Genomic DNA, 20,664 nt, shown 5'->3' on the forward strand with positions numbered 1-20,664 from the left:
GAACCGGGGGAGCAGCCCCGACCTCTGCTCGCAAAACGCTCTGACCAGCTTGGGAAGCAAGATCATGGGACGAATGTGGGACGGATGACCACACATCCGAGGGTTCCCACTGCCAGACTGGCGGCTTTACAGGACCAGCCCGTAACACGGCGCATGGCCGCTGCGAGTAATCAGCACACGCCCAGAGAGGAAGTGCCGATGCCGGCCCCTGAACGCCCAACCCGAGAAGTCCCACTGTCCGTGATCATCGTCCGCGTGGTGGTTCCGCTCGGGATCCTCTTGACGTACTGGGCGATCCGGCTTCCGCGCATCACATCGCCAACAGCAGACGCGAACGTGGGGATCGAGGTCTTCGTGGCCCTCGCGCTGACGCTCGTGGGCTGCGTCGTGGCCGCCAGCGGCCTGGTCGCTCTGTACCGCCACATCGTCCGCTAGCAGGCACGAACGGCACAAAAAAGCCCCGGCGAAGCAACGCCGGGGCTTTTTTGTGCTCAGGCCGTGCGCTTCTCGACCACCACGCTCAACGGTCCCGCCACGCCAGCGGGGACAGGGTGGCCGCGGCCTCGGCAACACGTCGAGCGGTCTCGGTCGCGAGGCCCTTCCGAGCGGAGTCAATCCACCCGGCGACGCGCTCGACTCCAATGTCCCGGTACTCGACGGATTGAAGCAGCATTTCGAGCTTGTCCGCGTCCTTCGCGCAACGCGCTTCGAGCGTCTCCCTGGACTCGAACTCGTCCACCGCGGCCCGGACCACGTCGCGGGAGTTAGCCGGCAGGGCAGCTGTCTGGTCGGCGGTGATCTCTCGCGGGTCGGGCTTGCTCATGTACTTGGCCGCGGTGTGCGGAATGTCCCCGGTCCGGGTCTCCTGCGTGTCGTGCCAGAGCGCGAGGAACGCCGCCCGCTCCGGGCTCCCGCCTTCCTCCGCAGCGAGCAGCGCCGCGATCTGAGCGGCGCGCAAGCTGTGTTCCGCGACCGACTCGGGATCGCGGACGCCGACGTGCCACCACCCCGTGCGGCGGATGCGCTTGAGCAACCCGAGTTCGTAGCCGAACGCGGCAAGTGCGGTGGGCTCGTCTGGCATGAAGTTCTCCTATCGGTCGGCGAGACGCAGAGCGTAGTGAAGGCCGGCGACCTGGTCGCGTCCGTCGCGCGTCAGCACGTCGGCGGAGGTCAGCATCTCCAGGGCGCCGGCCAGAGCGTCACGCGCGGCAGAGCGCTCAGTCAGCAGAGCGGGACGACTGGCCACGAGCGTGTGCACGGTGTGGAGGTTGAGCGGCAGGTGCGGCGACGCCGGATCGAGGCGGCTCACCAGGTGGTGGAACAGCCGTACCCCGGCCCAGGCTCGGGTGTCGTCTGCGGCCATGAATGTGTCGTCGGTCTGGTCATCGTGAAGTTCGCCGATCCAGTGCGCCCAGTAGTTGAGGTTCGCCAGCTCGGCGCGCGAACCGGTGGTGCGCGTGACGAAGTCGTGCAGGTGGGAGCTGTCGCCGGTTGAGGCGAGCGCGACGGACGCCGAGCGTGCTTCGAGCAGGCTGGTCACGTCGCCCTCGGCGATCGGGCGGCGGCCGGCGCTTGCCCATTCGCCGCGCAGCCACTCTGCCACCTGGTCGCGCTGGTCGAAGCCGAGCAGGTACACCGCTTGCCGACGCAGTAGCGCCTCGTCGGCACGCACGCCGCGTTCCGCGACGGTCATCAGGTGATCAAAGAACCGGGTCCGCTCGTCAGCGCCCATCGTGGGACCAGACGCGACCGGTCCACGGCGTGGCACCTTCGGCGCGAAGACCTTCAGCTCCTGCGGCAGGTGCCCGGTGAACGGCCACGTGATCAAGTTCGTGAGCGTCTTGCGGTGCACGCTCGCGGCCAACGGATGCACATCAGGGTCAACCCATGCGCCGCCGGCAGCGATCCCGGTCGAGAGGACTAGATCGGCCTCGACAGCGGCGCGCAGGTGCCGGCCGGTGGATGGGGGCGCGCCCAGCCGAGGCAGCCGCGCAGACAGCCGGACGAAGTCCCCCGCAGGCATCGCGGACAGAGGGCGGCGCCCCGACTCCCACCCTTGAACGGTGCTCCCGTCCACCGCGAGACGTTCCGCGAGCCGCTCTTGCGTCAGCCCCGCGGACTGGCGCGCGAGCTTGAGGACGTAGCCGGTCACGATGCCCGTTGAACGGGAACCCTGACTGCCGGTCAGTGTTGCCGCTGCTCCGCTCACGGTCGCTCCAGGTCTGGACGATTCCAGTCGAACCGCACCCGTACTCGCGGTCCGTTCTGCCTGCTCACTGGTGATCGTAGCGTCACTCCACGGCGTTTCGGTGTGGCTCTGAGCAGCCAGGACAGACGGGAGTGACCGGTCATGACGGCGTTGATCTACATCGACCCGACGGCGATCCACCCGGTGATCAACGGCGTGTGGCACCGAACCACCCTCGCCGCGATCCCAGCCCCGGGCGAAGGCATCACCATGCTGTGCGGCGAGACCGCGGCCGCCGAGTTCGAGCCGCTCGCGGAGCGCACCGCGCACGGTGTGCCGACCCAGTGCCCGTACTGCGACGTGGCCTACCGCCGCGCCCTCGGCTGGACCATCCCGCCGAACCATCCAGGCCTGAAACGCGGGCCGCGAGCAGTCCAGCGGCGGCGCTGATGGGCTGGTGGATCCGCGATGACGGCACCGAGATCGACACCGACCCAGACACCGGCGCCGTGATCGACGACGAGTGACCGCCGCCCAGCCGGCCACCTGAACCGCCCGATCTCCGGCCGCCGCGCTGTGCCCCGACCCAGCGCGGCGGCCGGGTTCCACCTGCCCATTTTTCGACGACACCGAGAGAGGACAGCAGATGGCGAGGGAACGCAACACCGCCGGGACCGGGCCGACCCGGCCGGTATCCGGTAAGGACAATCGGACGACCCGGCCGACGGAAGACAACCGCACCCCACAGCCCCGGCCAATCCAGCCGCCGCCGCCGGACGACAGGCCGAAGAAGTGACCGAGCCAGCGAACCGGCCCCGTGACCCCCGCAGCTGCCTCGCCGGAGGCCGCGAAGGCAACTGGGTGTTCGGGCCGTTGGAAAGCGGGCCGCCTCAGCAGCCGACCGGGCCCACGCGCCCGGGCGGCGGCTACCGGTCCAGCCGGTTCCGGTGGCGTCCGGACCCGCCGGCGCCGGACGGCGAAGACTGACGGCGCGCGCACGCACCAGTTACCATCTGGTCATGCGGGCAGCCCGGGAAATGGACAAGCTGGCGTTGGCATTCCTCAGCGGCGGCCACGACGCACGCTTCTCGGCTGCGGATCTGCGCGCCGCAGTCGGAATGCACAACGCACGCCTGTATCCCCTGCTCCAGACGATGCGACAGCGCGGCTGGATCACCGACGAATGGCCCAAGTCCGACCCGCTTCGTCCGCACTGCTACATGCTTACCGAACGCGGCCGGGAAGAACTCTCGGACGCCTAGTCAACTGACAGCTGGCCTACGCCGGCCCCTCCCTGGGACGACAAAGAGCCCCCGCCGCCTGCGTGCTGCAGGAGGCGGGGGCTCTCGCGTGCTCGCGGTCAGGACCGCTTGCGCGTCGTCTTCTTCGGTTCGGGCTCGCTGTCCAGCAGGGCCACGTGTTCGGCGGCGATGACGCCGTCGGCGTGCGCCTGCACGATCCCCGCTTCGGCCGGCGGCGCACTCTCCGCATCGGCGAAGTCGCGCACGATCTGCGCTTCGGCGGGCATCTGCGGCGCCCTTGGTCCAGCCGCCCAGCCCTCGTGATCCGGGTGCGCGGGGTTGAAGTGGGGATCGGCGGGGTGGTACTCGGCTTCGGACATCAGCTCTCCTTCGGGGTGTCGGGCGCGGGCGGGACGACGGTGATGACGGGGCCGAGCTTCGCGAGCGGCACGACGCGACGGCGCGCGAGGATCGAGGACGCGACCGAGATCGCGACCCCCACGGCGGACACGACGATGTTGATCGTGGTGTCGGGGATGACTACCCAGCCGGCGGCGACAATCGCGACGAGCAGCGCGCGCACGCCCTCGGCGATCGCGACGGGCTCGGTCGTGCCGGTCTTGGCCGGCGTCGGCGCGCTCACTGCGCAGCCTCGGCGTTCGTACCGGTGATCTCGACGGAGCCAGTGATGCGCACGTTCTGCGCCACCGCGTCCGTGATGATCTGCTTCACGGCATCGGGCGTGAGCGCGTTGTCCTTGGACAGCGCCGCGACGGCCGCGGTGAGGCCGGAAACCTGCGCGGCGAGGCTGGTCAGCTGATCGTGGAGCATCGCGAGCACCTGCGACGGGTTGGGGGTGCCAGTCACCTTCCCGTTGGCGTCCTTGATGGTCCACAGCGCGTTGTACCAGACCTTCGTGTAGATCTCGTCCAGGCTGGGCATGTCGTCCTCCTCGGTGGTGGGGATGCGGTAGACCTCGTTGATGTCGCACGGCACGCCGGCGACGGTGACCCGGGTTGGTGCGCTGTTGCGCTGCCAGAAGTGCACCCACGTCTTCTCGGCCGCGGTGGGCTCGGAGCCGCAGCGCCAGTACCACGAACCGACGCCGGCGCCGTGCACGGCGGCGAGCGTCTCGGCGAAGCCGTAGAAGCCGCAGCGCGCCTGCCCGACCGCGTCGCGGAAGCCCTTGGCGTAGCGCACCACGTCGTCGACCTGGAACGCCTGCGCGTGCGCGTCGGCCGCGCACGCGAGCCCCACGCCGTCGGGAACGCCCGTGGCGCGCGCGTCGGCCAGCGCCGTCCGGCCGTTCGCCAGGCCGCGCGCGTAGTCGTCGTCCGTGTCGGTACCCCACGCGTCGGCGGTGCCCGCCTCGGCGACGAGCAGCACGTTGCTGGCGCCGAACGTGGCGACGAGGTCGCGGTACTCGGCGGCCGAGAGCTGCTTGCCCTCGCTGCCGAGCCCGATGTACCGCAGCGCGCCGGAGAACCCGGCCGCCTTGAGCGCGGCACCGCTGGGGCGACCTCCCGAGTAATCAGCCCACCTGGCCATCACGCACCGCCCTTCAGCCGCTCGTTCTCCTCGCGCACGGCGGCGAGGTCCTTACTCATCAGGTCCATCTGCCCACGCAGCTGCTGCAACTCCCCTTGAGCCGCCTGGAGCTGTTCGTTGAGGCGCTCACACCGCGCCTCGGCGTCCTGGAGCTGCTTGGTCAGCGGGTCGACGAGCTTCAGCGCCACGCCAGTCAGCTTGTCCGCGGCGTTGGCGTCGGTCAGCTCGGTCTCGGCGGCGATCTTCTTTGCCTGCTTCCGCGCCCGCACGAGGTCGAGAAGCACCCCGACGCCGCCGGCGCCGAGGAAGGCCACCAGGACCGGGATCCAATCGTTCACGCTTCCCCCTCGGGTCTCTCGATCGCGCTCAGGTGCCGCATGGTCGCCAGCTCGCGCGCCTCCTTGCCGATCTGCCAGGCCCGCCAGGCGGACATCAGGGCGACGGCGAGGAAGTAGCCGCCGAACTGCACGCCGCGCGCGCCCGAGTTGGCGAGCACGGCGAGGCCGGCCGCGGTGCTCCAGCAGCCCATGCTGATCAGGCCGACGCGCTCGACGAGCAGCCCGACGACGCCGTCAAGCCAGACGCCGACGAGCGCGACACCGGCGGCGACAGCCATTCCGCCGTACATCAGGCGGCCGAGCCCGGGGCCGAGCTCGCGGGCGCTGGCGGTGGCCATCGCGTCGAAGAACAACGCCGAGGCTGCGGAGAGCAGGAACAGCGCCAGCAGCACTCCCACCTGGAACGGTGAGCGTGAGCGGCGCAGGGTGATCGTCATGGGTTCCCCTTACGGAGTCGAAGTTCCGGCGAAGAACGCCTGCGCGAGGGTGTAGCCGCAGCCGATCATCGACAGTGGAGTGATCGCGACGGCGTTTGAGTTGCCGCTGTTGGCCGACACCCAGCCGTAGAGGTCGATGCCGAAGAAGTTGCCGATGCTGTCCTGCGGCACCTGCACCGCGAAGGGCCCGACCGTGACCAGCGCGTCGCCGCTGCCCACGGGGTCCGCGAGCGTGGTCGTGGGGGATGTCCAGGTCCAGCCGGTGACGCTGTCCACGATCTGCACGTAGGTCGAGCCGGTCGGCGCGGTCACGTTGGCCGACGACACCCGGAAGCGCCACTGCGCCAGAAAGCAGCTGTTGTTCTGCTGCACCTGGCCAGTCCACATCGAGGTCGCCGAGCCGGCCGAGTTGAACACGAGCCCCGGTGTGCTCGGGTACATCGGTACCTGCGTCTGCGGCTGCGCCAGTCCGTAGCCCGCGTCCACATCGGACCCGAGCACGAGGTGTTCGGCCCCGTCGTAGATCTCGACTGCGGCGCCGTTGAGCCCGTTGGGGCGCGGGACGATCGCCACGTCGACGACGCTGCCCAGTGTCGGGTCGTCGTGCGAGACGAGGAACGGGAACTTCGACTGGCGCCCGAGCGCGGCGATCTGCTGCCGAAGCTCGCGCAGCTCGTTCACGATGAAGTCTGGCGACCCTCGCCGCTCGGGCGGGTGATTCGCAACCATCGGGCCCCCTATCCGGTGCGCACGGCCTGCAGCTGGTGGTCCACGCGGTCGCGCAAGGTGCTGCTGCTCTTGGAAATCCCGATGACCCGCCAGCGGTACTCACCATCCGGCAGCGAGAGGTGGTCCGTCACCGAGTACGTGACGAAGTGGCCGGGGCTGTAGGTCTCCAGCCGCGGGTCAGCGTCGGCCAGCACCGTGGCCGACCACTGTTCAGTCTGCGACGACGCCAGCGCCGCGTCTGCCGAGGCCCAGCTGTCCAGGGTGGACTGCACCGAGGCGTCGGTGTGGTTGTTGTCGACCATGCTCGTCAGCGGCCACCCAGCGGCGATCAGGTCGTCAGCCGTCGCGCTGCCATACAACCGGCCGGCATCCTGGCCAACGCCCGGCACAAACGCCTCCAGTGCGGTCGGCTTCACGCCGCCCGTCGGGATCACGCTCGTGAGCGTGCGGCGATAGAAGAACCGCAGGTCCAGACCGGGCTGCGTGAGGTACGGGTTTCCCACAAGCATCCGGTGGCGGATGAACCGCTTCCCGCCGATCGTGGTGAGGTAAGGCTGGAACAGCACGTCCGGCCCGCCGTCCACCTGCGTGAGCTCGCGCAGCCGCTGCCCGAAGTAGGCGAAGTCAAAGCCGTGGTAGTTGCGGACGTTGTCGCCGCCGGCCGCGATCGTCGGCAGGTCGATCGGCAGGTTCGAGCCGGCGGTGTGCTGCATGTTGATTGCGTGGTTCACGATCTCGCGCGCGATGTAGGGCAGCGTGCCCGCCAGGGTGATGTCTGCGGCCGGGTCGGTGAACCGCTCGCCCGCGGCCGGGTTGAGCGCCGCGTTGCGCAGCGCCCGCCGGTCGAGGATGTCCCAGATCCCTTTGCCCGAGACCGTCTGTGTGCCGGACGTGTCGTCCGGCGCGTACGGGGTGATCGGACCTGCTTGGCACACGAAGTCGTCGCCGCGCAGCACCGCCACGGAAAACCTGTCGGGCACGCACCACTCCCGCACCCTCGCGGTGCGCGGGCCGCCGTCGAGCGGCACGGAGATCTTCCAGCCGCCAGCGTCGTTGATGACGCTGGACCACTCGGGCTCGTCGGCCAGGGGGAGGTCGTAGAGCACGCGGCCGGTGACGGTTTCGTACGCCAGCGCCGCGTACTCGCGCTCGACGGCCACGGTCTACTCCTTCGGGATGATGTCGTAGGCGTCGCGGAACGCGGCCTCTGTCTCGAAAAACTCGAAACCAGGTCCGCTCTGCATCTCGACGATGACGTTTCCGACCGCGGTAGTCACCTGAGCACCCCCGAAATTCGGGATAAACACGTTGCCGTTGTCGCCGACGTGCGCGCCCGGGAGAAACGCGGCCAGCTCGTCCAAGTTGGTCGTGTCCCACACGACGTAGCGCAGCTTCCGATAGGCGTACTCGGCCATCAAACCCTCCAGATTTCGAACTCAGCGGGCTTCTGCGTCGTGGGGTTGAGCGTGAACTGGGTTGCGTTGTTGTAGATCGCTGGCCGGATCACGGTCCCCGCCGCCAGCCACCGGGTGGCCGACACCGACGAGTCGGTGGTGTTCGTCGAAAACGTCGGCGCCGCCACGTAGGCGGTGCCCGCGCCCGGAGCTGTCGCGCCGACGATGCAGCACGAGTAGTTGGCGCCGGAGAGGAAGCCGTTGCTGACACCGCAGTACATCGAGTACTTTCCGGCGGTCACGATGGTGGCCTGGTTGCTGCCGTTCCACGTGATCCCCGCCGGCGGCTTGTAGGCAGAGGCCACGTTGAGGAATGTGAGACCGCCGCCAGCAATGATCTGCGTGGCGTTCGCACGGGCGGCCAGGCCGATGTCCGGTCGCCCCAGCTCGTTCCAGTTGGTGCCGTCCCAGTAGTCCAGGCCGTTGAACCAACGGATGTCGCCGGGCATGAACGACGGGTCCGACAGTGAGTCGCCCGGCAGCAGAACGCGCACGCCGCCGATCGGCGCGGTACCGCGGCGCAGGTCGGTGAGCGTCACCACGCCGCCCGTGGACACCTGCGCGCGTGCGAGCGGGATGCCGGCACCGCCGCCGGACGCCGCGGCCGGCCATGTCGAGATCAGCCCGAGCCCGTCCCAGGTGACCGGGTCGACCGGCACAGCGCCGGGTGTGCCGGTGATGATCTCCAGCCGCGCCGGGATTCCGCCGCTCGCGGGGATCGTGTCGCCCAGCGTGGTGTCGTAGGCGCGAAGCACCACGATGTCGTTGCGCGGGTTCGATGCTGGCGGCGAGTCGCACGTGACGTTCCGCGCTGCGGGCAGAGCCCACGTCGGGTAGCCGCCCTGCCCGGATCGGCCGATGATCGCGCTGCCCGGCTGTACGAGCAGCGTCCGCCCGGACTGGACGGTCACGCGCAGGTCGTATGCCTGCGTGCCGTCCGAGGTCGTAGCGATGACGCCCGAGCGCATCGCCGACAGCGGCGAGGTGGTCGAGCCGCCGAGAAACAGCGACTGGATCAGGGCTCGCCCCTGGCGGGCGTTGTTGACGCGCGCGCCGTTGGGCATCGCCGACCAGAAGCCGTCCGCGTCCGCGTTGATGGCAGCCATTCCCGGCCCCCTTTCAGTTGTTGGCGTCGCGCCACGTGGCGACGGTGGTTCCGGCGCCCACGCCGGTGAACTGGATCGCTCGTGAAGACCCGGGCGGCAGGCTGATGAACTTCGCCGCGCCGAGCGCGCCCGTGCGGTCGATGCCGTCGAGCGTCACCGGCGACGTGGTGAACGGTGAGCAGTCGATCCGCAGCGTCTGGCCGGCCACGATCGTGCCGGTGTAGGCGAGCACGCCGCCGGTGACCGGGTCCGTCCACGCGGGGTTCTGCAGGCTCGACGGTGTGGTGACGGTCAGCAGCGGCCACGTGGTCGCCGTGCCGCTGTTCGCCAGTGCCAGCACGTTGTTGCTGCCGCTGCTGCCCCAATCGAGGCCACCGTTTGCCCAATCGAGACCGCCGTTGGCCCAGTCGAGGCCGTCCGTCGACCCGGTCGCCAGCGTGGCGCGTGCCGAACGCTCCGTAGTGGACAGCAGCCGACCGTCCGCGGCGTACAGCGGCAGCTGCCAGCCGAAGCCAGCGCCGTCCGCCCACACCGCGCAGCGCGGCACGCCGGCGTCGAGCTCCACCGTGATCTGCTGCGGGTCAATGCCGTCATCGACGACAAGCAGCGCCTGGCCGCCGTCGGGGAACACCGACATCAGCCGTTTCCGGGCGGCCACGCGCGCCTCCCGGGTTCCGGCGTCGCACCAGCCCTGCAGCGCACCGGAGCGGGCCGCCGGGTACGAGCGCGAGCGGTACGCGCCCGACCCGAACGGCCGCTCCGAGTTGTGTGTCTTGCGACCCAGGCCGTCGGTGATGAACGACGCGCCGTCGGGCTCGATGACCCAGCGGCAGCCGAAGTCATCGTCCGCGTTGGCCGACCACGAGCCGATCGTGTACACCGGCAGGATCACCTGCGTGGGCATCTCACAACCCCCTCACGGACCAGCCGACCGCGTTGGAAACCGACGCGGCGATGCGCTGCGGGTCCGACTCGGCCGGCGGGTAGATGTGGAAATGCTGTTCGACCGTCGTGCCGGCCGGCTGGTCGCGATGGCCCATGAACTCGTTGGCCTGATCGAGGTAGCGCTGTGACCGCTCGGACCCGCGGTCCAGCGGGATGAACACCTCGGGCACCTTCGCGTCCCCGGCCCACTTGTACGTGCCCGGAGCAACGACCTGCGCCAGCCCGTTGAACGCGTTCATCCCCGTGGGCACGGGGAATCCGCCGTCGGCGAAACCAACGTTCGGGCCGTACAGGCCGCCGGTCGCGTTGAACTTTGACGATCGGATCTGCAAGCCGCCGATGGCGCTGGTGTTCGCCGTGACATAAACCGTGGCGTTGTACCGCGAGCCCGTCACCCGAGCGATCGCCGTGGTGGCCGAGCTCGTGTTCGCGCCGACGTTGACCGTCGCCCACGTGCCGTTCGTGTTCCGCACCCACGTCTGTACCGCGCCGGTCGCCGGGTTGGTCGTGGTGAATGTGGTCGTGACGGCGCCGGTCGAGTCCGTTGTGGACTTCCACGTGCGGACTTGACCGTTGGCGGGACTGATGTCCGTCGTCACCGTCGTGTTGCCGATGACGCGGCTGGTCGCGGTCTTCCAGTTTGCCACGGCCCCGGTTGCGGGGTCCGGGTTGCCGTAGATCGTGACCGTGCCTTGGGTCTGGTTGATGTTGTTCCGCAGCACGTCGGCCGCGTGCTTGCCGGCCGTGGTGTCGGCGAACACCTGCACGGTCCCGTCGGGCAGCGCAACGACCTGGTATCCGAAGGTCTGCAACGCCTTCGCAGCCTCGGCCGTCAGAGCGTCGACGTGCACGCCCTTCACGTCCGGCACACCCTTGAGATCCTTGATGATCCCGGACACCTTGGCGTGTGTCTCGGTGTCGCCCTCAAGGCCCAACTGGGTGGTGATGTCCGCAGGGATCAGCCCGTAGTGCTCCAGCACCTTCTGCACTTGCTGGTCCGTCAGCCCAAGCTGCTTGAGCTGCGCCACGAACTGGTCCCGCATCGGGCCGAGCTTCGCCGTGATCTCGTCCGCACCGGCGCCACTGTCCTTCAGGCCCTGCGCGAAGGACGCGAGGTCTGTTGCGCCCTGCTCGACGATGTCCTGCAGCTTGGAGCCCGCCTCGGATGTGGTGTTGATCGCTCCCGAGGCGTCGACCAGGTCCTTGCTGTGGGACTTCAGGTTCAGGTCCTTGAACGAGTCCTTGATCCCGCGCAGATCGTCGTTCCACTTCTGCAGGGCCTCCTCGACCGAGGGGGTCTGCCCGGAGAGGACCCGCATAGCGTCGATGATCGCCTGGCCGGCGGCGGCCACGTCCTGCCCAGTCTGGTCGAGCGTCGACCACGCGGCGTCGAGCTTGCCCGAGGCCACCTGCGCCGCGTACATCGCCGGAGTGGTGCCGCGCGCGATGACAGATTCGACCTGCCGCTGTGCGTCGGCCAGCGCCTGCGCCTGCTTCGCGGACTCGGCGTTCGCCCGCGCCTCGGCGTTGGTCGCGGTGATCGCGTCGAGTGTCCGGATCAGCTGCTCGCGCTGCGCGTCGGTGAGGTCGAGGCTGTGCAGGCGCACGGCGGACAGGTTGTTCACCAGATCCGACGCGTTGCCGCCTTGCGTGGCGAACGCATCGGCCGCGGCCAAGATGTCCGGCGTCATCTGCCGGTTGGCGCGGCTGCCGGACAACAGCTGCGTGATGTAGTCCTTCGCCCGCTGGTTGTAGGCGTCGAGCGACGCGCCGCCGTCGAGCGCAGCAGCCGAGGTGTCCTTGAGCGAGGCTCCGAATACCTGGCTGTTGGTGAACGCGTTCTTGTCCGACAGGGCTTTCTGCGTCGTCGCGCGGACGTTGGCGCCAATCGCGCCGTTGTCCTCCAGGTACGCCTTCGTCAGGTCCGAGACGGCCTGGCGCTGCTCGGCGGCGCGGGTCGCAGCATCCTGCGCCCGCTTGCCCCACGCGTCGAGCAGCAGGCCACCGGCGACGAGCGCGAGCCCGAGCGGGTTGAACCCACCGTCCGCCAGCGACTGCACGCCAGCCTTGAACTTGCTCGTGCCGCCCTTGTCGGCGTCGTTTAGCGCCTGCTTGAACGCGGTGGTCTTGTTGCCGCTCTCGTCGAGGATCGGCGACAGCGCCTTGATGCCGAACCCGGTTTGCGCGAGGGACGTGCCGAACAGCTTCGCGATGCTGTTCACCGCGAGCAGCGACCCGCCGGCTTCGCCGAGCGGACCGGTCCACGAGCCCAGCAGGTTCGCGAACAGCTGGATGATCGACAGGCCGCCCGACACGGTGCCGAGGAAGCCGCCCGTGGCGCCCTGCAGCGCGGGCATCCCGGACGTGCTGAGGGTGAGCGCGATCCCGTACACCTGGTTCAGGGCACCGCGGAAGTCGCCGAGCGGACCCGACGAGCCCGCGGCCAGGTTCGCGAGGAACTGGCCGATGAACCCTTCGAGGTCGCGCACGATGTGGCCGAGCGTGTCCAAGCTCTGCCCAGCGGAATCCGACTCCGACGACAGCGCCACCAGCAGATCAGAGAGACCGGAACCGGTCTGCCCGGCCAGCGAACGGAACCCCTGCAGCGTCGGTGTCGATCGCTGCACGGCCGCCACGATCCCGGGCATGGTGTTGACCGCGAAGTCGGTGCCGGCGCCGACGAGCTGCTCAACCGCCGGAACGCTGCCGGCGAACACGTCTTCGATCTCGGGTCGGATCTTGGTGTACGCGGAGCGCACTTGCCCTGCCGCATCGACCAGCGGCCCGTTGAGGACCGACGCCATTTTCTTGGCGTCGGCCTGCACGTCGTCGGCGAGGTTGCCCCACGACTCGGTGACCTGATCATTCTCGATCAGCCACTTGGCTGACATCGCAATGACGGCGGCCGGGATGACACCGAGCGCGCCGAGCACTCCGGCGGCGCCGATCGCCGCCGCCAAGGGCAGGCCGGCCGAGAGGCCAGCGAACTTCAGCGCGTCGAACTGCGCATTGGCTCGCGCCGCTGCCCGGCCGAGCTCCTCCTCTGCGGCCTTCCCCGACTTGCGCGCCGAGTCCCGCGTGGCCTTCTCGTCGATCTCGGGCTTGATGACCGGCTTGGTCTCGCGCTCGATCTTGTCCTTGACGATCTTGGCGTTCTTCGGGTCCTTCAGCGCAGTGTCGAGCGTGACTGGCTTCTCGCCCTCGACCTTCGCCCGGATGCGTTTCTCGTCGCCGTCGGTCTCGTCCTTCAGCCGAACCTCGACGTACGCGCCGGCCAGCTTGAAATCTCCGCCAGGTGCGGTCACGGAAGCCCCCTCACCCGAAGTCGAAGACGCCCGCCTGATTCACCCCCAGCGGGGCGAACTCGCGGGACTGGGTCTGCTTGGTCACCAGCGCGGCCGGCTCCGCCGGTGCGGGCTCGTGAGCCGGTTGTGGGGACGCTGTGGTGGTCTCGGCCTCGCGCTGCGCCGCGTGCCGCACGGCGCCGTCGTAGTGCGCCAGCCGGACCATGCGCGGCAGGAACACCGCGGCCGGCAGCTGGTCGAGATCGTCGATCCTGTGGAACACCGACATGTCCGACAGCACGTCGTCGAGGTGCTGGAAGAACCAGCCAACCGTCGATAGCCGTGCGTGCCAGTCGTCGGTCAGGCTTTTGGGCCCAGCAGCCCGTCGGGCAGGATGCGGTCCATCAGCGCCTGCAGCACCGTGCGCATCGCCGACTCTGTGACGGTCTCGCACTCGCTGAACGCCGTCCACGCCTCGGGCGTCAGCAGCTTCTCCGCGGCGAACGCGAGCGCGGCTGTCTCGCCCTGCTCGGTGGCGATCGTGAACGCCTTCACCGACCAGGACGGCGGGACCTGCTTCGGGATCGTGTAGGTGGTCCCGCCGATCGTGAACAGCGGCTCGCGGTCGGCGATGAGTTTGTCGGTCTCGGCGCGCGCGGCGTCGTCGTCGAGCACCAGGCCGAGCTCGGCCGGCGCCTTCGCGGCGGCGCGCTTGCGGGTGGTGGTCTTCCGGGGCGCGGTCTTGCGCGGGGTGGATGCGGACATGGTGTGGTCCTCCTGACAGGACGAAGTGAAGGGGGCAGCCCCGTTCCCGCGGCGGTCAGGCGCGCGCGGGAACGGGGCTGCGTCGGGGGTGGATCAGGTCTCGACCTCGTCGATGACCCGGATGGGGCTGATCTGCTCGGTGACGAAGAACGCCTGGAACTCCGCCGCGAGCGCCTGCTGGTCGGTCTTGGCCCAGTTCAGTGCGGTGTTTCCGGACGGCAGCGCCTTGCGCAGGATCGCGCGCCGCTTGAGCGAGCGGGAACCGTCGATCACGTCCGGGCCCAGACCGTCGATCATCAGCGTGCGGTACGGGGCGCGGTTCGCGTTCTGGCCGGCGTTGAGGTCGGACACGGCGTAGCCCGCGCCCGTCGGCCCGGCAGTCATGTTCCACGCGTACGCGAGGTTCGCCCGGGTCATCTCGGCGAAGTTGACCGTGGCCTTGATGTCGCGGTCGGTGAGTCGGGCACCGAGCTTGTCCACCAGCTGGTCGCCGGTGAGCGGCGTCCAGGTGGGCTCGATGCTCACGTTCGTGCCGCCGAGCGTGATGCCGGTGTCGTACCAGGCGCTCGCGGCGGGCGCCAGGTTCACGTCCGCGAGCGCGGGCTCGTAGGACAGACTCGGGTCGAAGGCGAGTCGGTAGATGTACAGCCGGGCCGGACCCATCACGAGGTTGCCGGGCACCAGGCCGTCAATGTCAGCCATGAGGCACTCCAGTGGATAAGGGACCGGTCGGCCCCGAAGGGTTGGTGTCGGGTCCCCTCACGGGGTGCTCTTGGCGACCGGAACCCAGTGCAGCACCAGGTCCACGACGTACGCCGCGTAGTCGCCGAAGTCGCCGTACGCCCGCCTCGGCTTGCCGAGGACGTAGGCCGTCTTCACGACGGCGTTTTCGCTGCACGCGGGCAGCTCCAGGAACCACGGCGTCCGCCGGTAGGTCCCCGCCTGCACCGCGGCCACGAGGTTTCGGGCCCTGTTCCACGGCGGCTCGGAGGTGCCCGGCGTGGTCGCCCAGCCGCGCACGTCCATCACCGGCGACTCCAGCCGAAATTCCGGCACGGTGCCGCCGCCGGCCACCGCGACAGTGAGGAACCCCGTTCCGGACCAGCCCGTGGTGTCGCGCGGCAGCTGCTCCCCCACCATCTCGGCGGAGAAGCCGCTCAGCTGCGCCAGCCAGGCGCACGTCACCACCTCGTCGGTGGCGTAAACGAACGGCGCCGTCATCCCGCGGCCCGCCTGCGGTACAGCGCCGGGCGAAGGTACGGCTGTGGTGGCACCACATCGCCGGTGAACACCGTCTCGCCGTCCGGCCCCGCGTACCCGACGCGGTGGCCTTCCTCGACGTACAGCGCGTAGTTCAGGTCCGACCCGATTCGCGCTGTCTCGCCGCGGATCTCGCTCGACAGCGATTCACGCAGGTGCCCGGTGTCGACCGGCACGAGCCGCTTCGCGTCGTCGAGCACGTCGCCAATGAGCCGGCCGAACAGCTCCCGCACGTCCGCGGCGATCCGCTCACGCCAGTCGGGTTCTTCGCGGTAGTCCGCCACGACCTCACCCCCCGTCGTCGCCGATCCGCTTGAGCTCCAGCACGGTGTCCGGAACGCGGCCCGCCGCGCGCGGCCGGGTGACGTTCTGCACCAGGTACAGCACGCCGTTTGTGTCGTCGCGGATCCGGTCCCCGGTGAGCACGTCCGTTGTGGACGGCACGGTGCCGGCGACCACGCGCACGACCCGTGGTGTCTGCGTGGCCGGATCCCACACCCGCGCGCCGCGTTCGTCGACGGCGAACAGCACGCCCGAGGCCGACGGGGTGAGGTTGTTCGGCACGGGGTCGCCGTACTCGTCCGGAGTGGTGCCGCGGAAGATCGACGCCCGGCACGTCGCGAACGCCCACATCAGAGCGGCCGCCAGGTTCCGGGGTCGGCCGCATCGTCGTCGCCGTACACCTCGCGGCGCGGCAACGCGTCCTCGCCGGCGCCGCGGATGTGCAGCGACTTCGAGCCGAGCCACGACACCCGCCGCAGCGCCTGCGCCGCGTGGGGTGCCAGAGTCATCCAGCTGTCGGTGCCCTGCGTCGACTGGCTCCCGCCGGTCGAGGTCACGTCCAGCCGCTCGAACTCGTCCGGCTGCGACACCTGCCACGCCGCCTGATAGGCCACGGCCAGCTTCAGCCAGTACTGGTCCCGGGAGCCGATCCGCTCGGCGTCCTCCGGCAGTCGGCCCACCTCAAGGTCAATCACGGCCTGCGCGCGCAGCACGTCGGCGTCGTCCACTGTCGCCTTGGCGTAGGTGAGCACGTCGGCCGCGGTTGCCCAGGTGGTCGGCATGGCGTCCTCCTTCCGGATCGGGGGCCGCGCAGCAGAACACCACGCGACCCCGTCACGCCGTGCGTCAGCCGATCACCAGCATCGAGAACGCGCCAGGCGCACCCACCGCGAAACCCTTGCGGGCGCGGAAGTACAGCACGTTCTCGTCGGTGTCGACGCCGATACCGGTCTGGCTGTCCTGGAAGTTCACCGCGAGCGGGTCGCGGTCACCGACCTGGAGCAGCTGCCGGTTGCCGACGACCACGAACGGCTTGCCGGTCGGAGCGGCCGAGCCGGTCGCGCTCGTCTTGGCGCCCATGCTGAACTGCATGTCATAGCCGAACAGCTTCGACGGCGTGGGCGCCTGGCCGCCACCGGCGACACCGGCAGTCGACTCCTGGAAAATCGGGTCACCGTCGGCGTTCTTGATGCCGCGCAGTGCCTGCTTGAACGACGGGTGCGCGATCACGACCACTTCGGACTCGTCGAAGTAGTCGCTCTGCTCGTGCTGGCCCACCAGGGCCGACAGCGCGTCGTACGTCGCCGCCGTCACACCCGTGGTCAGGTTCGCGTTCGCGGTGTAACCCGTGGTCGCGTCGGCCTGCGTCAGCACGTAGTAAAGCGAGTCGAACAGCCACCCGCTCGTCGCCTTCGACGCCGTGATGCCGAGGGTCACGTTGTCGAACAGCTTCGCGTACGAGGTGCCCGCGTCCACGCTCTTGGCGTCCACGATGGACGCCAGCGAGTCGGACATGTCTTCCTCGGCCACGGTGACCTTGCCGCCGAACTTGTCAGCAGCGAGCAGCACCGAGTCGTTCGCGCTGGAGTCAGCCGGCGCGCTGGTGGACTTGGCCCAGCGGCCGAGCACGACGCCACCGGAACGCGGCGTGTACTTGGTGTTCGAGCCCATCGGCACGTGGTGGCCGAAGCGCTCCACCGCCGAGGTCTGCTGGACTTTCTGGATGACATCGGGGTTGGTCTCGATCGGGATCCAGCCCGCCCCGGTGAAGGAAACCGCCATTATGGCGCTCCATTTCTCTTGGGATTACAGGGAAAGTCACCGCTTCCCCATCACGGGTGCGGTTCTGGTTGCCCTCACGGGCTCCGGGTGGCGGCGTCAGCCGCCGTAGCGGGCGGCGATCTGCTCGCCCGCGGTCTTCGGGGTGCCGGCGGTCTGCTTGCTGCCGGGTGTGAGCTTGCCGGGGCGTGGCTTGCCGTCGTCCTCCGATTTGAAGAACTCGGGGTACTCGGCCTTGACCCGCTTCACCTCGGCTTCGAGACCGGTGATCCCGCCGCTGTCGTCAATGTCCAGCTTGGACACATCGAGCAGGCCAGCCAAGGCGGCCACGCGGTCCGTCTTGGCGTCGGCCTCCAGCAGCGCCGCGCGGGCGCTGGCCTTGACCGCAGTGGGCTTGTAGAGCGCAGCTGCCGCCTCGGCCGCCTCACGCTTGGTCTTCTCCGCGTCGGTCTCGTGCTGCTTCTGCAGCTCCTTCAGCTCGACGCGGCGCTTGGCCGACTCGGCGTTGGTCTGCGACAGCTTCGCCTGCAGCGCCTCGTACTCGGCCTTGGTCGGCGGCGTCCACTCCTCAGTTGCCGTGACCTTTGCGGCCTCGGTGCCCTCGGTGGTGGCCTCCGTCGTGGTTTCCTCCGCCATCGCGGCGTCTCCCTTGTCTCAGCCCATCACGGGCTACTTGCGGCCGGTGGGTACCGACCGGGTGGCGAACGTGCCCGCCTTCAGGGCTCGCTCGGCCCGCTTCTTCACCGATGCCGGCACCTGCCAGCCGGACGGAGAGCGGGAGTTTTTGCCGGCGCCGATGCGCGCCAGCAGCCGGTCCGCGGCCTGGACGCGGACTCGTTCGGACTCCGACGGCAGCGCGTAGCCGTTCAGGATGGAGCGCTCGGCCTCGCGCCGGAGCGCCGCCGGCAGGTCGAAGCTGGCCGAGTCAGCCGCGGCGGCCGCAGCTCGGCGCGCGGCGTCTGCGGCCACGGTGTCGCCCTTCGCTTCGGCCTCTCGGATCGCCTCGGCCCAATCGTGCGTCACCGACAGCGCGCCCGCGGCGTCATGGCCGAGCCACGGCGACACGCGACACCGGCAGTTCGGGTGCCGCGGCGGGCCGTGCAGTACCCCGTGGAACACGCGGGCCTTCTTGCCGAACGTCCGCGCCGGGTTGAACTGGCCGTCCCAGTCGATCACCTGCCCGGACTGGGCGAGGCAGTCGACGCACGCATCCCGCTCGGCGACCCACACCAGCCGCGCCCCGGACGCCTTGGCCGCGGCACGGATGCCGGCGTTCAGCTCGCTGTTCCACGCGGTGCGCGCGGTGCGCTCCAGGATCGCCTTTGCCTGCCGCGCGACCGTCGCGTGCCGCAGCACCTCGTCCAGGTCGGCTGTGTCCAGCCGAGCCAGCTCGTCGGCACCAGTGGCCAGCTTCTGCTGTGCCCACTGCACGCCGCGTTCGATCGCGTCGCGCGTGGCCTGGTCGACCTCGCCCGGGTCGCCGAGCGGCGGGATACCGGCCTCGCGGGCGCCCTGGTCGGCGCCCATGAGCCGTGCCCGCTGCGCGTGGACCAGCAGCGCGTCGACGGGCCCGAGCCCGATGCCGACGATTCGCGCCGTCAGGTCGTCGAGCAGGTCCCGTAGCGGCTGCCCTGCGGCCTGCGTGGCGGGCTTGCCGAACAGGCGCGCCCACCGCGCCAGCAGCCACCGCCACAGCGCGGTGAACGCCCGCTCCACCGGGCCGACGACAGCGGCGACCGCGTCATCTTCCGCGGCCTGCGCCTGCTGGTCGTGCCGGCGGATCAGCTCCCGAGGATCACGTGGACTCGTCATCGGCCAGGTCTCCAATCACCTTCGTGATCACCTGGTTCACGGTCGACTCGTCGAGCACGCCGGCAGAGACCGCGGTTGCCATCGACGCCACCGCCTGCCCGAGCAGCGCGAGCAGCTCGACGCGCTGCGGCAGTCCGCCGTCCCCGTCCTCGAACCAGCGCGTCACGTCCTCGGGCTTGTAGCCCAGCTCGGTCAGCGCCTGGTTCTGCGGCACGCCCAGCTCTTCCTTCTGCTTGGCGTGCGTGAGCTTCGTCGTCTCGTCGGTCGACTCGATCGGCGCCCACGCCAGCGTGACCGGGGCGTCCGTCTCGCCGAGGATCGCGAGCACGAATCGATAGAACCCGCGCCACGTCGGATCGAAAGCATCCCGCCGCGAGCCGGCCTTGTCGTCCAGCGGCTCGTTCGCCGTCTTCAGGCTCTCGCCGGACGGGATCTGGCCGGTGCGGTCGAACAAGTGCAGCGGCGTCGAGCTGGCCACCGAACCCTCGCGCAGGTACACCGCGCGCGGGTCGAGGAACACGGCCGGAGTGGTCGGGTCGAGCTGCTTCACGTCCTTGTAGCCGACGAGGTCCCAGAACGATCCGGGCTCGCTCGACAGCTTCGACGTGCGGTCGTCGCCGTTCACGGTGCCCGTGCGGCGCCCGTCGGGCGTCACCGCGAACTCGTCTTCGTCGAGCTCGTCGGGGCTGCTGGCCTTCGCGCCCGCGTCGCGCAGGCCGAGTCGCTGCGGCAGCGTGTTGAAGTCCACGCCCGCCATGTGGCTGATTTCCAGCTTCAGCAGCTTGTTCTGCGTGCCGTAGAAGCTGGCGTGCTCGGGCGTGCCGTACTCGCCCGGCAGCCCGGTCCCGTGGAAGTGGAACACCGGGAAGCCGTACGGGTTGTCCTCGACCGCGTCGCGGCCGTCGGCCTCGTAGGGCTGGAAGTCGCCGGCCTTCGTCGAGCGCTGGCCGCGGCTGATGAAGTGCTCGATGCGGTCGGCGTAGAGCAGGTCCACCCGCACCCGCTTGCCCGCAGCGGTCTTGACGGTCCACCTCTGGATCGCGACCCGCGGCGTGGTGGGCTCGTCCTCGTCGTAGAGCACGCGCATGTTCCGTGCCGAGTGGACGGACACCTGAACCTTGCCGGGCACCGGTTTGCCGTCGTCGCCGAGCACGGGCCACCCGGACAAGTAGGCGTCGCCGAGCTGCAGCGCGCGCCGCATCACCGCGGGCCGGATCTGCTTCATGCCGGCGTCCTCGTCGAACGTGGCGATCAGCTTGGTGCGCGCGTCCGTGTCGCTCGACACGTTCACGATCTTGAGCTTGTTCGCCACGGCGTCGATCACGACGTTACCGAGCAGGGTCTGGAACGAGATCCCCGAGTCGCGCAGCAACCGCCGGATGCGGCGCGAGGTGAAGACCTCTTCCACCGGGCCGTCGCTGTACGCCTTCGCCTTGTCGTAGTCGTCCTCGGCGCACCGCATCGCCTCCAGTGCGTCATCAAGGTCGTTCGCCACG

27 protein-coding genes are annotated in these 20,664 nt (G+C 69.6%); 3 read left to right on the forward strand and 24 right to left on the reverse strand.

The features are described 5' to 3' along the window. The first annotated feature begins 240 nt into the window (after positions 1 to 240). Positions 241 to 435 (forward strand): hypothetical protein, encoded by a 195-nt coding sequence (locus AB0K15_RS46485; RefSeq protein WP_364067306.1) that lies wholly within the window; start codon positions 241 to 243, stop codon positions 433 to 435. Between the two features lie 85 nt (positions 436 to 520). On the opposite strand, the gene AB0K15_RS46490 is transcribed toward AB0K15_RS46485, so the two are convergent. Both AB0K15_RS46490 and AB0K15_RS46495 read right to left on the reverse strand, forming a co-directional pair. Then, the gene (locus tag AB0K15_RS46490; RefSeq protein WP_364067308.1) at positions 521 to 1,081 is read right to left on the reverse strand and encodes an HD domain-containing protein; all 561 of its coding nucleotides are present in this window, start codon (positions 1,079 to 1,081) and stop codon (positions 521 to 523) included. A gap of 9 nt (positions 1,082 to 1,090) precedes the next feature. Then, positions 1,091 to 2,209, reverse strand: a complete 1,119-nt coding sequence (locus AB0K15_RS46495) for a helix-turn-helix transcriptional regulator (RefSeq protein ID WP_364067310.1) — start codon at positions 2,207 to 2,209, stop codon at positions 1,091 to 1,093. Between the two features lie 141 nt (positions 2,210 to 2,350). On the opposite strand from AB0K15_RS46495, the gene AB0K15_RS46500 reads away from it, so the two are divergent. Together AB0K15_RS46500 and AB0K15_RS46505 are read left to right on the forward strand one after the other, a co-directional pair. Next, positions 2,351 to 2,638, forward strand: coding sequence for a hypothetical protein (locus AB0K15_RS46500; protein WP_364067312.1), 288 nt, complete (start codon positions 2,351 to 2,353; stop codon positions 2,636 to 2,638). Positions 2,639 to 3,207: 569 nt separating this feature from the next. Continuing rightward, positions 3,208 to 3,450: a helix-turn-helix transcriptional regulator gene (locus AB0K15_RS46505; RefSeq protein ID WP_364067314.1), complete on the forward strand. Its 243-nt coding sequence runs from the start codon at positions 3,208 to 3,210 to the stop codon at positions 3,448 to 3,450. Positions 3,451 to 3,548: 98 nt separating this feature from the next. Here the strand turns inward: AB0K15_RS46505 and AB0K15_RS46510 are convergent, their stop codons facing one another. From AB0K15_RS46510 to AB0K15_RS46615, 22 genes are all read right to left on the reverse strand, one after another. Next, a complete protein-coding gene (locus AB0K15_RS46510; RefSeq protein ID WP_364067316.1) occupies positions 3,549 to 3,809 on the reverse strand; it encodes a hypothetical protein in 261 nt (86 codons plus the stop codon). Then, positions 3,809 to 4,072: a hypothetical protein gene (locus AB0K15_RS46515; protein ID WP_364067318.1), complete on the reverse strand. Its 264-nt coding sequence runs from the start codon at positions 4,070 to 4,072 to the stop codon at positions 3,809 to 3,811. The genes AB0K15_RS46510 and AB0K15_RS46515 overlap by 1 nt, the downstream gene beginning before the upstream one ends. Next, positions 4,069 to 4,977, reverse strand: a complete 909-nt coding sequence (locus tag AB0K15_RS46520) for a glycoside hydrolase domain-containing protein (RefSeq protein WP_364067320.1) — start codon at positions 4,975 to 4,977, stop codon at positions 4,069 to 4,071. Before AB0K15_RS46520 ends, AB0K15_RS46515 begins: the two co-directional genes overlap by 4 nt. Next, positions 4,977 to 5,315: a hypothetical protein gene (locus tag AB0K15_RS46525; RefSeq protein ID WP_364067322.1), complete on the reverse strand. Its 339-nt coding sequence runs from the start codon at positions 5,313 to 5,315 to the stop codon at positions 4,977 to 4,979. The genes AB0K15_RS46520 and AB0K15_RS46525 overlap by 1 nt, the downstream gene beginning before the upstream one ends. Beyond that, a complete protein-coding gene (locus AB0K15_RS46530) occupies positions 5,312 to 5,752 on the reverse strand; it encodes a hypothetical protein (RefSeq protein WP_364067324.1) in 441 nt (146 codons plus the stop codon). Before AB0K15_RS46530 ends, AB0K15_RS46525 begins: the two co-directional genes overlap by 4 nt. Positions 5,753 to 5,761: 9 nt before the next feature. Next, positions 5,762 to 6,433 carry a hypothetical protein gene (locus AB0K15_RS46535; RefSeq protein ID WP_364067326.1) on the reverse strand — a complete coding sequence of 224 codons (672 nt, stop codon included), beginning with the start codon at positions 6,431 to 6,433 and terminating at the stop codon, positions 5,762 to 5,764. Between the two features lie 56 nt (positions 6,434 to 6,489). Then, positions 6,490 to 7,641: a hypothetical protein gene (locus tag AB0K15_RS46540; protein WP_364067328.1), complete on the reverse strand. Its 1,152-nt coding sequence runs from the start codon at positions 7,639 to 7,641 to the stop codon at positions 6,490 to 6,492. Positions 7,642 to 7,644: 3 nt separating this feature from the next. Continuing rightward, positions 7,645 to 7,896 carry a hypothetical protein gene (locus AB0K15_RS46545; protein WP_364067330.1) on the reverse strand — a complete coding sequence of 84 codons (252 nt, stop codon included), beginning with the start codon at positions 7,894 to 7,896 and terminating at the stop codon, positions 7,645 to 7,647. After that, entirely contained in the window at positions 7,896 to 9,041 is a 1,146-nt protein-coding gene (locus AB0K15_RS46550) for a hypothetical protein (RefSeq protein WP_364067332.1), read from the reverse strand. Before AB0K15_RS46550 ends, AB0K15_RS46545 begins: the two co-directional genes overlap by 1 nt. Positions 9,042 to 9,054: 13 nt before the next feature. After that, positions 9,055 to 9,945: a hypothetical protein gene (locus AB0K15_RS46555; protein WP_364067334.1), complete on the reverse strand. Its 891-nt coding sequence runs from the start codon at positions 9,943 to 9,945 to the stop codon at positions 9,055 to 9,057. Position 9,946: 1 nt separating this feature from the next. Further along, on the reverse strand, positions 9,947 to 13,291 hold the full coding sequence (locus AB0K15_RS46560) for a hypothetical protein (RefSeq protein WP_364067336.1): 3,345 nt from the start codon (positions 13,289 to 13,291) through the stop codon (positions 9,947 to 9,949). A 10-nt stretch (positions 13,292 to 13,301) separates the two neighbouring features. Then, a complete protein-coding gene (locus AB0K15_RS46565; RefSeq protein WP_364067339.1) occupies positions 13,302 to 13,559 on the reverse strand; it encodes a hypothetical protein in 258 nt (85 codons plus the stop codon). Between the two features lie 71 nt (positions 13,560 to 13,630). Next, positions 13,631 to 14,035: a hypothetical protein gene (locus AB0K15_RS46570; RefSeq protein WP_364067341.1), complete on the reverse strand. Its 405-nt coding sequence runs from the start codon at positions 14,033 to 14,035 to the stop codon at positions 13,631 to 13,633. A 93-nt stretch (positions 14,036 to 14,128) separates the two neighbouring features. Then, entirely contained in the window at positions 14,129 to 14,737 is a 609-nt protein-coding gene (locus AB0K15_RS46575) for a hypothetical protein (RefSeq protein WP_364067343.1), read from the reverse strand. Positions 14,738 to 14,794: 57 nt separating this feature from the next. Beyond that, positions 14,795 to 15,256, reverse strand: a complete 462-nt coding sequence (locus tag AB0K15_RS46580) for a hypothetical protein (protein WP_364067346.1) — start codon at positions 15,254 to 15,256, stop codon at positions 14,795 to 14,797. After that, positions 15,253 to 15,579 carry an HK97 gp10 family phage protein gene (locus AB0K15_RS46585; protein ID WP_364067348.1) on the reverse strand — a complete coding sequence of 109 codons (327 nt, stop codon included), beginning with the start codon at positions 15,577 to 15,579 and terminating at the stop codon, positions 15,253 to 15,255. Before AB0K15_RS46585 ends, AB0K15_RS46580 begins: the two co-directional genes overlap by 4 nt. A gap of 4 nt (positions 15,580 to 15,583) precedes the next feature. After that, a complete protein-coding gene (locus AB0K15_RS46590; RefSeq protein ID WP_364067352.1) occupies positions 15,584 to 15,928 on the reverse strand; it encodes a hypothetical protein in 345 nt (114 codons plus the stop codon). After that, positions 15,928 to 16,359 carry a hypothetical protein gene (locus AB0K15_RS46595; protein ID WP_364067354.1) on the reverse strand — a complete coding sequence of 144 codons (432 nt, stop codon included), beginning with the start codon at positions 16,357 to 16,359 and terminating at the stop codon, positions 15,928 to 15,930. The genes AB0K15_RS46590 and AB0K15_RS46595 overlap by 1 nt, the downstream gene beginning before the upstream one ends. Positions 16,360 to 16,423: 64 nt before the next feature. Further along, positions 16,424 to 17,359 (reverse strand): phage major capsid protein, encoded by a 936-nt coding sequence (locus AB0K15_RS46600; protein WP_364067356.1) that lies wholly within the window; start codon positions 17,357 to 17,359, stop codon positions 16,424 to 16,426. 96 nt (positions 17,360 to 17,455) lie between these two features. Next, on the reverse strand, positions 17,456 to 17,992 hold the full coding sequence (locus tag AB0K15_RS46605) for a hypothetical protein (RefSeq protein WP_364067358.1): 537 nt from the start codon (positions 17,990 to 17,992) through the stop codon (positions 17,456 to 17,458). A 33-nt stretch (positions 17,993 to 18,025) separates the two neighbouring features. Further along, positions 18,026 to 19,168, reverse strand: coding sequence for a hypothetical protein (locus AB0K15_RS46610; RefSeq protein WP_364067360.1), 1,143 nt, complete (start codon positions 19,166 to 19,168; stop codon positions 18,026 to 18,028). Further along, a complete protein-coding gene (locus AB0K15_RS46615) occupies positions 19,152 to 20,663 on the reverse strand; it encodes a hypothetical protein (RefSeq protein ID WP_364067362.1) in 1,512 nt (503 codons plus the stop codon). The genes AB0K15_RS46610 and AB0K15_RS46615 overlap by 17 nt, the downstream gene beginning before the upstream one ends. Position 20,664: the final 1 nt, after the last annotated feature.

This window comes from Amycolatopsis sp. NPDC049253 (assembly GCF_040678995.1).
GTDB lineage: Bacteria > Actinomycetota > Actinomycetes > Mycobacteriales > Pseudonocardiaceae > Amycolatopsis.